Below are 11777 nucleotides of genomic sequence, written 5' to 3' on the forward strand. Positions count from 1 at the left end.
GGCCTAAGCTGCGCGCCGCAAGCGGGCGGGAGCGGCGATGGATCGCGAGCGGATAATGCGGGAAAGCGAGCGGGCGGCGATCGAGCGCTGGTTCCCGCCGAGCCCGCTCGGGCCGCTGTTCGACCCCGGCGACGGCAATCTCCTGCCGATTCCCGCCGATTCGGCACCCGCCTGGAAGGCGGAGGCATTCGCGCGGATCGATGCCTGGATCGCGGAGACCCGCGCCGAAAAATACGAGCATATGGTGCTGCTCGTGCTGTGGACCCTCGGCCTGTTCGCCATCGCCAGCTTCGTCGGCGTGCCGATGGGAAGGACCCTGATGGTCGGCACCGCCCTCGGCGCGTTCACGCTGCATGCCTGGTCGATATGGCGCCTGCGGTGCTTCCGCCGTGACCTCGCCGATCTGCGCGCCCGCATCCGTACCGAACTCGCCGGGCGTACGCCGCTGCCCCGCGAACTCGCCCAGCGCTTCCGCCGCGGCAATCCCTGGCGCGTCGCGCTGCACCTATGGATCTGGAGCTTCGTCCTGCTCATGCTGGCCGCCCAGCATTTCGTTCCGCCCGAGAGCGTGTCGCCCGCCATGATCCTGGCCGCACTAGGCGCGGTCGGCATCGCCTGGATCCTCCATTTCCTCTCGCGCCGCATCGATCTCGCCCAGCGTTGACGCGCCGCATTGGCATCACGCCCCGGCAGTCCTATCTGGCGGCGACTATCCAATGCAGGAGCGACGCGACGTGGCGAGCTACGACTATGATCTGTTCGTCATCGGCGCGGGGTCGGGGGGCACGCGCGCCTCGCGCGTCTCGGCCGCGCACGGCGCGCGCGTTGCGGTAGCGGAGGAATATCGCGTCGGCGGCACCTGCGTGATCCGCGGCTGCGTGCCCAAGAAGCTGCTCGTCTATGGCGCCCATTTCGCCGAGGATCTGAAGGACGCCCGCCGCTTCGGCTGGGACGTGCCCGATTGCCGGTTCGACTGGACGGTGCTGCGCGACAATGTGATGGCCGATGTTGACCGGTTGAATGGGCTCTACACCCAGGGCCTCGAGAATAACGGCGTCGAGATCTTCCTCGAGCACGCGACGGTCACCGGCCCCCACGAAGTGACGCTGGCGTCGGGCAAGAAGGTCACGTCGAAATATATCCTGATCGCCAGCGGCGCGCATCCGCACGTGCCCGATTTCCCCGGCAGCGATCTCGGCATAACCTCGAACGAGGTGTTCCATCTCGACAAACTGCCCAAGCGTATCCTGATCGCCGGCGGCGGCTATATCGCCAATGAATTCGCCGGCATCTTCAACGAGTTCGGCAGCCATGTGACCCTGGTCAACCGCACCGACGTGCTCCTGCGCGGCTATGATCATTCGATCCGCGACCGGCTGCTCCAGATCTCGATCACCAAGGGCATCGATTTCCGTTTCCACTCGGAATTCAAGAAGATTGAGCAACTCGAAAACGGCGCCTTCCGCGTCGAGCTGACCAAGCACGAGCCCTTCGAAGTCGATTGCGTGCTGTTCGCCACCGGCCGCGTGCCCAATACGCAGGGATTGGGCCTGGGGGATGTCGGCGTAGAGCTCGACGCCAAGGGCGCGGTCAAGGTCGATGCCGACAACAAATCATCGGTCGACAGCATCTATGCCGTAGGCGACGTGACCGACCGCATCCAGCTTACCCCGGTCGCGATCCGCGAAGGCCAGGCCTTTGCCGACACGATCTTCGGTGGCAAGCCGCACCGGGTCGACTATGCCAACGTCCCCAGTGCGGTGTTCAGCCACCCGCCGATGGCCGGCGTCGGGATGACCGAGAGCGAGGCGAAGAACAAGCTGGGTTCGGTGGCGATTTACACCTCCGATTTCCGCGCGATGAAGAACGTCCTCGCCGACCGCCACGAGCGCGCGCTCTACAAGATGGTCTGCGACGGCGTGACGGGGAAGGTGGTCGGCCTCCACATGATCGGTCCCGATGCTCCGGAGATCCTCCAGGCCGCAGCGATCGCGGTCAAGGCCGGCCTCACCAAGGACGCGTTCGACCAGACGGTGGCGCTGCACCCGACCATGTCGGAAGAGCTGGTGCTGATGAAGTGACCGGGAAGTTCACGCCGTAAGCGTGGACCGAAGGCTGCGGGGCAGCCTTGCCGGTCACTCCCCCGAAAGTGGATGGCCCGCGGGCGCTCAGGTGTCGTGGGCGAGTATCGCGTCCGCCTCGTCCAGCGGCACCTTGCCCGCCTTGCGCGACAGCCAGGTCGTCGCGGCGATGTCCCAGGTGACATTGCCGACGGTCCGCATGATGTCGGGCAGCGTCTCGACCGCGACGAGGAGCCCAAGCGGGCTCACCGGTGCGCCGATCGTCGCGGCGACCGGGGCGATGGCGCTCACATAGCTGACCGTGCCCGGAAGGCTCACCGAGCCGAGCGAGGTCAGCGTCGCGACAACCACGCCCACCGCCAGCGTCGTCGGGCTCAGCGGCACACCGAACCACTCGGCGACATAGATCGCCACCGCGAAGTTCATCGCCGGCCCCGTCGCCCGGAAGATCGCCACCGCGAGGGGTAAAGTCACGCCCGATACCGCCACCGGCACGCCGAGCTTGGCCGAGCCCTCGATCATCACCGGCAGCGTCGCGAGCGAGGATTGCGTGCTGAGCGCCACCGCCTGGCTCGGCAGAGCGGCACGCACATAGCGGCCCAGGCCAACGCGTCCGCCGAGCACCGCCACCGGATAGGCAAAGATCGTCACGGCCAGGCCGACACTGGCGACGATCAGGATATAGTGGATCAGCGCGCCGAACGCGCCGGTGCCCGCCTTGGCGCCGACGACCAGCGCCAGTGCGAACACGCCCACCGGCCCCACCCACAGCACCCAGTCGATCACGATCAGCATCACATCGCGCAGCGCCATGAAGAAGCGAGTCAGCAGTGTTCGCGCCTCTTCGCCCACCCGCGTCATCGCGAAGGCGAAGATCAGCGAGAAGATGATCAGCGACAGGAAGGCGTTCTCCGCCGCCGCCTTGACGATGTTGGAGGGTACGATCGCAGCCAGGAACTCGCCGATCGGCGGGATAGGACCGATCTTCTCGGCGCCGGCGAGCGCGGAGCGCAACGCTTCGGCCGATTCACGCGGCAGCGGCGCGATGTGGAGGAATAGGGGGGTGAGTATCGCGGCGGCAACGGCCGAAAGGAACAGTACGACCACGTAAAGCGCGATCGCGCGACCCGCCAACCGGCCCGCCTGGGCAGCTTCGGCGGTCGCGGCGACGCCGGTGATGAGAAGGGCCACGACCAGCGGCACGATCGTCATCTGGAGGCCGTTGAGCCAGGCTTGGCCGATCGGCTGCGCCCAGTCGGCGGCGGTCAGCGCGGCCGACGGCGCGAAGGCGGCGAGCAGCGCGCCGAGAATCAGCCCCGCAATCAGGGAAAAGAGGATACGGGTTGGTTGCGACATGCTCGCCCTTTGAGAATTTCCGCGCTAATCCGATGGCGGTTGAGGGCGTGCAAGGTCGCGAGAAAACAGCACATGGCAAGAAAATATTTCGGTACTGACGGAATTCGCGGCCTCACCAATGTCGCGCCGATGACCGCGGCGATGGCGATGAAGGTTGGCATGGCGGCCGGCGCGCATTTCGTGCGCGGCGATCACCGTCACCGCGTGGTGATCGGCAAGGACACCAGGCTGTCGGGCTATATGCTTGAGAATGCGCTGGTCGCGGGCTTCACCAGCGTCGGCATGGACGTGGTGCTGGTGGGGCCGATGCCCACCCCGGCAGTGGCGATGCTCACCCAGTCGATGCGCGCCGATCTGGGCGTGATGATCTCGGCCAGCCACAATCCCTTCGCCGACAACGGCATCAAGCTGTTCGGTCCCGACGGCTACAAGCTCTCGGACGCGGACGAGCTGGCGATCGAGGCGCTCATCGACGGCGACGTCGCGCTGGCGCCGGCCGCCGAGATCGGCCGGGCGCGGCGCGTGGAGGATGCGCGCGGCCGCTATATCCACTTCGCCAAGTCGACCTTCCCGGAGGAACTGCGGCTCGACGGGCTCAAGGTGGTGATCGATTGCGCCAATGGTGCGGCGTACCAGGTCGCGCCCTCGGCGCTGTGGGAACTGGGCGCCGAGATCGTCGCGATCGGGGTCGAGCCCAACGGCAAGAACATCAACGACCGCGTCGGATCGACCGCGCCGGAAACGCTGTGCGAGACGGTGGTCGCCAGCGGCGCCGCGATCGGCATCGCGCTGGACGGCGATGCCGATCGGCTGATCGTCGTCGACGAGACCGGCAAGGTGGTCGATGGCGACCAGCTCATGGCGCTGATCGCGGGCGGCTGGGCGCGGCAGGGCAAGCTCGCCGGCGGCGGGCTGGTCACGACGGTGATGTCCAATCTGGGGCTCGAACGGCATCTCGCCGCGCAAGGGCTGGGGATGGTGCGCACCGCGGTCGGGGACCGCTACGTGCTCGAGAAGATGCGCACCTCCGGCTATAATGTCGGGGGCGAGCAAAGCGGCCACATCATCCTGTCCGACTATGCCACCACCGGCGACGGGCTCGTCGCGGCGCTGCAGGTGCTGGCCGAGCTGGTGCGTTCGGGCGCGCCGGCAAGCGAAGTGCTCCACCGCTTCGATCCGCTGCCGCAATTGCTCAAGAATGTCCGCTTCAAGGGCGGCAAGCCGTTGGAGGTTGCGAGCGTCAAGGAAACGATCGCCGAGGCCGAGGCCGAACTCGAAGGCAAGGGCCGGCTGGTCATCCGCCCCTCGGGCACCGAGCCGGTGATCCGCGTGATGGCCGAGGGTGACGATCGCGGCCAGGTGGAAGCGGTGGTCGATCGCGTATGCGAAGCCGTCCGGCTGGCAGCCGCCTGATGCTGGAGATGCGCCCCGATTGTGAACGCTGCGGCGCGGACCTGCGCGCCGACGTGCCGGGCGCGTTCATCTGTTCGTTCGAATGCACCTTTTGCGCCGAATGCGCCGAGGCGCTCGACGATATGTGCGCCAATTGCGGCGGCGAGCTGATGGATCGGCCGACGCGAACTGGTAAGAGCCTCCAGCGCCACCCGGCATCGAGCGAGCGCAGGTTCAAGGGAGTATCATGACCCCGCGCGTGCTGATCATCGCCGGCTCCGATTCGGGCGGAGGCGCGGGCATCCAGGCCGATATCAAGACGGTCACCATGCTCGGCGGCCACGCGATGACCGCGATCACGGCGATCACCGCGCAGAACACGATGGGCGTCGATGCGGTGCATGCCGTCCCGGCCGAAATGGTGGTCGCGCAGATCGACGCGGTGGTGCGCGATCTGGGTGTCGACGCGATCAAGATCGGCATGATCGGATCCGCGCGCACCGCCTTGGCAGTGGCGGAGAAGCTCGGCGAGCTGCCTGGGATTCCCGTGGTGTTCGATCCCGTCATGGCCGCGTCCAGTGGCGCCACGCTGGCCGACGACGCGACGATCGCCGCGTTCGAGCGGCTGATGGACCGCGCGACGGTCGTCACGCCCAACCTTCCCGAGCTCGAGGCGCTGGGCCGCGATCCGCAGGAGCTGGTCGCGGAGCATCGCTGCGCGGTGCTGGTCAAGGGCGGCCACGGCACCGGGCCGGAGGTGATCGACACGCTCTATTCGTCCAATCCCGACGATCCGCCCGAGATAGACTGGACCGATCCCCGCATCGAGACCGACAGCACCCACGGCACCGGCTGCACGCTCTCTTCGGCGATCGCCTGCGGCCTGGCGCAGGAATGGGACCTGCCCGAGGCGGTGACCCGCGCGCGCCGCTTCGTCCGGATCGCAATGCGCGAAGCGACGGGACTGGGGCGCGGCCATGGCCCGATGGCGCAGCAGGCGGTACGGCTCGATCTCAACATGAGCTTCTTCGAGCCGATGCTGAACCAGGTGACCGTCCCGGCCGAAGACCTGGCGGCGAGCGAGCGCTTCTATCGGCTGCTCGGCCTCCGCCAGGTCGTCCGCGCTGCGCCCCGCTATGCCCGGTTCGAGACCGAAGGCGGCGCGACCTTCTCGATCGCTACCGATCCCGAATATACCGCGCCGGTCGTCTATTTCGAATGCGGCGATCTCGACGTGACGGTCGCCTATCTCCAGCAACAGGGCTTCAAGTTCGAGCAGGAGCCCAAGGACGAAACCTGGGGCTGGCGCGAGGCGCGGCTCCGCGATCCGGCGGGCAATGCGGTTCGTCTCTACCAGGCTGGCGAGATGCGGCGCTTTCCGCCATGGCGGCTCGACGATGCCTAAGAATCCCGGGCCTGACCTGAAGTTCGAACGCCGCTACCAGCGCAGCCACAAGGGGCCCGTGGCGGGCGTCGACGAGGCCGGGCGCGGACCGCTCGCCGGGCCGGTGGTCGCTGCCGCCGTCGTGCTCGATCCCAAATGCATCCCCGGAGGCATCGACGATTCGAAGGTGCTGACCGCGGCGAAGCGTGAGGCGCTCTGCGCCCAGCTGCTCGAATGCGCGCGGGTCGGCGTCGGCATGGCGACGGTCGAAGAGATCGACACGCTCAATATCTTCTGGGCGACGATGCTGGCGATGACACGCGCGGTCGATGCGCTCGGCCTGGTGCCGGCGATGGTGCTGGTCGACGGCAATCGCTGCCCGAACTGGAGCCATACCAGCACCGCGATCGTCAGCGGCGACGCGCTGTGCCTGTCGATCGCTGCCGCCTCGATCGTCGCCAAGCATCGCCGCGATTGCATGATGCTGGAATATGACCTGCTCTATCCCGGCTATGGTTGGGCGAGCAACAAGGGCTATGCGGCCAGGACGCACCAGGAAGCGCTGCGTACACTCGGGCCGACGCCGCTCCACCGCCGCAGCTTCGCGCCAGTTGCGCAGGCCGAGCTGGATTTCGGCCCCATCGCCGCCGAATAGGCGTCAGCTAAGCAACTGCTCCACCCATTCTGGCACCAGCATTCCCGCCGGCCCCATCCGGCTCTCGGCGAACCAGACGCTGCCTTCGGACGGCTCGAGATTGAGCTCCAGCGTCTCGGCGCCGTGATAGCGCGCGGTCTGGACGAAGCCGGCGGCCGGATAGACCGCGCCTGAGGTCCCGATGGACACGAACAGGTCCGCTCCTGCCAACGCGCGCTCGATCGTGTCCATCCGGTACGGCATCTCGCCGAAGAAGACGATGTCGGGCCGGAGCGCCTCCGCCTCGCATGCCGGACATTCGCTGCCCGGCGGCAGCGCGCCCTCCCAGGGTCGCCGGGCCCCGCAGTCGGCACACAGCGCCGATCTGAGCTCGCCATGCATGTGCAGCAGCCGCTTCGCGCCGCCCCGCTCGTGCAAGTCATCGACATTCTGGGTGACGATCAACAACGCACCAGGCCATTGGGCATCGAGCCGTGCCAGTGCCCGGTGCGCGGCATTGGGCTCGACCCCGGCAAGCTGTGCCCGCCGCGCGTCATAGAAGCGGTGCACGAGCGCGGGATCGCGATGCAGCGCCTGGGGCGTACAGACATCCTCGACCCGGTGCCCCTCCCACAGCCCGCCGGGCCCACGAAAGGTCGCCACGCCGCTTTCAGCCGAAATGCCTGCGCCGGTCAGCACCAAGATGTTGCGGATATCGCGCATGCCGTGCCTTTAGCCGCTGCCACGCGCTCGCCGCAAATCTCGGCCACGCATTCGCCGTCCCGTCCGGAGGCCGAACCGATGCTCGCTTTCGCCCTGCTACTCGCCGTCGCCGCGCAAGACCGTGCCTCGACAGGCCCGGTCTCCGACGACGAACCGGCACCGGAGTCCCGGCCGGCCCGCTGTCAAACCGTGCCCGACGAAATCACCGTCTGCGGCAACCCCGATCAATCGCGCTTCCGCTTGGCGCCCCTCGCGCCGCGTTATGAAACCCCGGCGCGCCGCGCGCAATTCACGCTGCCCGGCGGTAGCACGGCCTCGGTGGACGCCACCCAGCGCGGCGTGGGCGGCGTCAGCGTTCCCGCCGCAATGGTCACGCTCAAGATCCCGCTGGGCAAAAAGAAAGCGCCGACGCCCGAGGAGAAATAACCTCCCATCCTCCATCTGGCGCTCGCGAAATCGCTGGCCTAGAGCGGGTGCATGACGAGCATCGGCATCTTCGGCAGCCAGGGCCGCATGGGCCAGGCGATCGCCGCCATCGCCCCTGAACTCGGCGCGCAACTCGCCGGCGGCGCGGATATCGGCGACGATCCCGCCGCGCTGGCGCGCAAGGCCGATGTCCTGGTCGATTTCTCGGCCCCCGCGGCACTGGAAGCCCATCTTGCCGCAGCCCGCGCGGCCTGGACGCCGGTCGTGATCGGCACCACCGGGCTCGGGCCCATCCATCACCAGCTGATCGACGCCGCCGCCGCCGAAATCCCCGTGCTCCAGACCGGCAATACCTCGCTCGGCATCGGCCTGCTCGCGCGGCTGGTGCGCGAGGCCGCTCTCCGGCTGGATCCCGAATGGGACATCGAGATCGTCGAGATGCACCACCGCAACAAGGTCGACGCGCCTTCGGGCACCGCGCTGATGCTCGGCGAAGCGGCGGCGCGCGGCCGTGGCACCAGTCTCGCCGAAGCCGGTGTGCCCGCCCGCGCCGGCCTCACCGGCGCACGCGCACCGGGTACGATCGGCATGGCGTCGCTCCGCGGCGGCTCGGTGGTCGGCGATCACAGCGTGATCTTCGCGACCGCCGGCGAGCGGATCGAGCTCACCCACCGCGCCGACGATCGCGCCGTCTTCGCACGCGGGGCCATCCAGGCCGCGCTGTGGCTCGCGGGCCAGCAGTCCGGGCGCTATACGATGGACCAGGTGCTGGCGGTGTGAACAGGGCACAGGTTGTCGAGTTCTTCGCGCGGCTGGCAGAGGCCAATCCGCATCCCGAGACCGAACTCGAATCGGTCAACGACTATACTCTGCTCGTCGCCGTCGTCCTCTCCGCCCAGGCCACCGATGCCGGGGTGAACAAGGCCACCCGCCGCCTGTTCGCCGAGGTCGATACGCCCGAGAAGATGGTCGCGCTGGGCGAGGAAGGCCTCAAGCAGCACATCAAGACGATCGGCCTGTTCAACACCAAGGCCAAGAACGTCATCGCGCTGTCCGAAGCGCTGATCCGCGATCATGGCGGCAAGGTTCCCGCCGACCGCGATGAACTGGAAAAGCTGCCCGGGGTCGGCCGCAAGACCGCCAATGTCGTGATGAACGTGGCGTTCGGCGCGGAGACCTTCGCGGTCGACACGCACATCTTCCGCGTCGGCAACCGCACCGGGCTCGCGCGCGGCAAGACCCCGCTCGCCGTCGAATTGAAGCTCGACAAGGCGGTTCCCCAGCCCTTCCGCCTCCATGCGCATCACTGGCTGATTCTGCACGGCCGCTATATCTGCAAGGCGCGTACGCCCGAATGCTGGCGATGCATCGTTGCCGACCTCTGCGCGTTCAAGCCCAAGACACCTGCGCCCGCGAACCGCAAAGCTCCGCTCGGCGCAAGCTAGAAGGATCGCCGCCATGCGCCTGCTGATCACCGCTTCGTCCCTGCTCTTCCTCGCCGCCCCCGGCACCGCCAGCCAGGATCACAAGGAAAAGGTCCCGGCGGCGACGCCAGCCGGCAAGCCGGTCGATTGCCTTCGGTTGATCGATATTCGTGAAACCAAGGTACGCGACGATTCGACGATCGATTTCATCACCAGGGGCAACAAGGTCTATCGCAACACGCTGAATGGCTCCTGCCCGCAACTCGGCTTCGAGAAGCGCTTTTCGTACAAGACATCGCTCAACCAACTTTGCTCGGTCGACTTGATCACTGTGCTCGTGTCGCCGGGGCTGAGCCAGGGCGCGACCTGCGGGCTCGGGAAGTTCCAGCCTGTGACGCTTGCCGCCGGCCGCTGAAACGGCTGGCATCGGCGGATCGGCTTTGCTAGGCGCCTGTTTCCAGGCACCCGTAGCTCAGCTGGATAGAGCGCTGCCCTCCGAAGGCAGAGGCCACAGGTTCGAATCCTGTCGGGTGCGCCAGCTTTTCAATAACTTAGGCTGCATTCCAAATCTCTGTACGGAAAATGTACGGAAAACATTCTCGGACGTCCTGAGCCCGAATCGCACTTCGCCATTGGTTTGTGGCGTTGCAGACGTCTAACGACGGCCAAGTTCTGAATAACCAGAGTTGGCCGGAAGCGGTGCCCCAGCTGCGCGCGATGTAGCGGAGGTACGGTCACGCGACTTCAAGCGCAGCGAACGGCTCGGACTGGCAGGGGAACAGGCTATCTGAACCGGCTGCGTGGAGTGACTAGGGTTAGGACCCAGCACCGAAGGGATCAGAAGATGGATGAGCTCCTGTCCGATCAACGCGTGCTCGTCGTCCAGGACGCGATGATGGTCCTGATGTCGATCGAGAATATGCTCGCCGAGCTTGGATGCCGCTCCGTGACAGTGGCCGCGACGGTAAGGGAAGCCCTTACCCTTATCGGCTCTCAGGTCTTCGATCTCGCCATGCTGGATCTTAATCTAGGCGGCACGAAAAGCTATGCCGTTGCCGATGCCTTGGCGGCGCGCGGCGTGCCGTTCCTGTTCTCGACCGGCTATAGCGACAAGAGCGCGAGCGTCGACTATCCGGGGCGTCCGGTTCTCAACAAACCATACCCCTTCCCAGCGCTCTCAGCGGTACTCACGATGATGCTGGGACGCAGCCCGAACCAACAAAATTGCTAACCAGCAACCGGCTGGCGACGCTCTTCTGATCCCGACCCTAATTGCCTGCGCCTGCCCGGTCCGGCCCAGCTAGGTCCAAAGCCGGTAGATCACCGATGGGGTCGCCAATGTTCGGGGCAGCCTCACACACGCAGGAAGCGGCGCGTTGGCCGCCTAGCCGGCGTGGACTATCGATCGACCTCAGCCCAGTGCGTCGCGTTGCTTCTTCAAGGCATCGAGCTCTTGTTGCTGCTCGGCGATACGATCCGAGGAACGATCCTCGTCATTCCCACCCGAATAGGCCGCCGCCTGTTCCACCAGGTCCCGCAGATTATCCTCGATGATCGCGATCCGCTCATCGAGCTCGGCAAGCGTCAAGTCGGCGTCTGACAAGATGGCTACTCCTGTTCGGGATCATGACCCGCATCACGACAGCTACTCAATCGGCGATTTCGTGCCCTTCGCGCAAGTCCGGAAAGAGCGCCTCTATAGCTGCACGAAGGTCTTCTGTCCCGGCTAGGAGCCCGAAATCATCGAGCATATCCTTTACCAGGCGAGCCCGGTGCGGACCGATCCCTGGCAGGGTTTGGAGCTCCGGGATGTTGGGATCGGCAAGCCTGTCGGCGAGGTCGCCGAGCGTCTTGAACCCGGATAGGATCAGGATCCTCCGCAAGCCGGCCGGCAGGACCGATTGGTTGATCGGCAGGTCGCGCTCGGTGGCGCCGGGCTGGAGCCTGCGCAGCCTCGTTCCGGCGGCCTTTTCCCGTTTTAGCGCCCGTCGGATATGGCCGAGCTGGCCGGCGCTGAGACCAAGCTGCCGACGGATACTACGATAGGAAAGTCCTGAAGCACGAAGGAAGCCGCATCTCTGAGGTTGATAACGGCTTGTTCGGGCGGGCTGAGCATTGCGGCAAGGAGACCTTAAGGTGCCGAAGCGATTTGCAGTTACCTAGGCACCGGAGAGAGGCCACTCGTTTTGGCCGCGATGCCTTTTGCAAAGTGCGCAACGATGCCTTCCTTTGGCCTAGCGCGATGACATGCGCAAACTTGGTCGTGCTGCACGTGGCTGAAGTCGTGACAGGCGATGCAAAGGGGCTCGGGAGCGCACTAGGTCGGCGATGCCTAGCTCGCAGACGGCGGTTCGGCT

The 11777-nt window shown here is 66.4% G+C and carries 15 protein-coding genes and 1 tRNA gene; 12 read left to right on the forward strand and 4 right to left on the reverse strand.

Translation table 11 applies throughout. The annotated features are described in order from the left end of the window. The first annotated feature begins 55 nt into the window (after positions 1-55). Both IAG41_RS18365 and gorA read left to right on the forward strand, forming a co-directional pair. The gene (locus tag IAG41_RS18365) at positions 56-664 is read left to right on the forward strand and encodes a hypothetical protein (RefSeq protein ID WP_187730097.1); all 609 of its coding nucleotides are present in this window, start codon (positions 56-58) and stop codon (positions 662-664) included. 70 nt (positions 665-734) lie between these two features. Continuing rightward, the gene (gorA, locus tag IAG41_RS18370) at positions 735-2081 is read left to right on the forward strand and encodes a glutathione-disulfide reductase (protein WP_187730149.1); all 1347 of its coding nucleotides are present in this window, start codon (positions 735-737) and stop codon (positions 2079-2081) included. Positions 2082-2168: 87 nt separating this feature from the next. Here the strand turns inward: gorA and IAG41_RS18375 are convergent, their stop codons facing one another. Next, positions 2169-3437: a dicarboxylate/amino acid:cation symporter gene (locus tag IAG41_RS18375; RefSeq protein WP_187730098.1), complete on the reverse strand. Its 1269-nt coding sequence runs from the start codon at positions 3435-3437 to the stop codon at positions 2169-2171. 72 nt (positions 3438-3509) lie between these two features. On the opposite strand from IAG41_RS18375, the gene glmM reads away from it, so the two are divergent. Genes glmM through IAG41_RS18395 form a run of 4 tightly spaced genes read left to right on the forward strand, consistent with a single transcriptional unit; the run spans position 3510 to position 6868 of the window. Further along, positions 3510-4850, forward strand: a complete 1341-nt coding sequence (glmM, locus tag IAG41_RS18380; RefSeq protein ID WP_187730099.1) for a phosphoglucosamine mutase — start codon at positions 3510-3512, stop codon at positions 4848-4850. Further along, complete coding sequence (locus tag IAG41_RS18385; protein ID WP_187730100.1) at positions 4850-5080, forward strand: DUF1272 domain-containing protein; 231 nt, start codon at positions 4850-4852, stop codon at positions 5078-5080. The genes glmM and IAG41_RS18385 overlap by 1 nt, the downstream gene beginning before the upstream one ends. Next, a complete protein-coding gene (gene thiD / locus IAG41_RS18390) occupies positions 5077-6234 on the forward strand; it encodes a bifunctional hydroxymethylpyrimidine kinase/phosphomethylpyrimidine kinase (RefSeq protein WP_187730101.1) in 1158 nt (385 codons plus the stop codon). Before IAG41_RS18385 ends, thiD begins: the two co-directional genes overlap by 4 nt. After that, positions 6227-6868: a ribonuclease HII gene (locus IAG41_RS18395; RefSeq protein ID WP_187730102.1), complete on the forward strand. Its 642-nt coding sequence runs from the start codon at positions 6227-6229 to the stop codon at positions 6866-6868. Before thiD ends, IAG41_RS18395 begins: the two co-directional genes overlap by 8 nt. A gap of 3 nt (positions 6869-6871) precedes the next feature. On the opposite strand, the gene IAG41_RS18400 is transcribed toward IAG41_RS18395, so the two are convergent. After that, complete coding sequence (locus IAG41_RS18400; RefSeq protein ID WP_187730103.1) at positions 6872-7570, reverse strand: NAD-dependent deacylase; 699 nt, start codon at positions 7568-7570, stop codon at positions 6872-6874. A 78-nt stretch (positions 7571-7648) separates the two neighbouring features. Here IAG41_RS18400 and IAG41_RS18405 point away from each other — a divergent pair, with 78 nt between their 5' ends. From IAG41_RS18405 to IAG41_RS18430, 6 genes are all read left to right on the forward strand, one after another. Continuing rightward, positions 7649-7996, forward strand: coding sequence for a hypothetical protein (locus IAG41_RS18405; protein ID WP_187730104.1), 348 nt, complete (start codon positions 7649-7651; stop codon positions 7994-7996). A 51-nt stretch (positions 7997-8047) separates the two neighbouring features. Further along, positions 8048-8776: a 4-hydroxy-tetrahydrodipicolinate reductase gene (dapB, locus tag IAG41_RS18410; RefSeq protein WP_187730105.1), complete on the forward strand. Its 729-nt coding sequence runs from the start codon at positions 8048-8050 to the stop codon at positions 8774-8776. Continuing rightward, positions 8773-9441 carry an endonuclease III gene (gene nth / locus IAG41_RS18415; RefSeq protein ID WP_187730106.1) on the forward strand — a complete coding sequence of 223 codons (669 nt, stop codon included), beginning with the start codon at positions 8773-8775 and terminating at the stop codon, positions 9439-9441. The genes dapB and nth overlap by 4 nt, the downstream gene beginning before the upstream one ends. A 13-nt stretch (positions 9442-9454) precedes the next feature. Continuing rightward, on the forward strand, positions 9455-9835 hold the full coding sequence (locus IAG41_RS18420) for a DUF6491 family protein (protein ID WP_187730107.1): 381 nt from the start codon (positions 9455-9457) through the stop codon (positions 9833-9835). A 46-nt stretch (positions 9836-9881) separates the two neighbouring features. Beyond that, positions 9882-9958: transfer RNA gene (locus IAG41_RS18425), tRNA-Arg, on the forward strand. Positions 9959-10264: 306 nt separating this feature from the next. Continuing rightward, positions 10265-10651 (forward strand): response regulator, encoded by a 387-nt coding sequence (locus IAG41_RS18430; RefSeq protein WP_187730108.1) that lies wholly within the window; start codon positions 10265-10267, stop codon positions 10649-10651. A gap of 180 nt (positions 10652-10831) precedes the next feature. Here the strand turns inward: IAG41_RS18430 and IAG41_RS18435 are convergent, their stop codons facing one another. Both IAG41_RS18435 and IAG41_RS18440 read right to left on the reverse strand, forming a co-directional pair. Continuing rightward, positions 10832-11023 (reverse strand): hypothetical protein, encoded by a 192-nt coding sequence (locus IAG41_RS18435; protein ID WP_187730109.1) that lies wholly within the window; start codon positions 11021-11023, stop codon positions 10832-10834. 46 nt (positions 11024-11069) lie between these two features. Next, positions 11070-11303 carry a hypothetical protein gene (locus IAG41_RS18440; protein ID WP_187730110.1) on the reverse strand — a complete coding sequence of 78 codons (234 nt, stop codon included), beginning with the start codon at positions 11301-11303 and terminating at the stop codon, positions 11070-11072. Positions 11304-11777 lie beyond the last annotated feature (474 nt).

The organism is Sphingomonas sp. JC676, from assembly GCF_014489075.1.
Lineage (GTDB): Bacteria > Pseudomonadota > Alphaproteobacteria > Sphingomonadales > Sphingomonadaceae > Sphingomonas.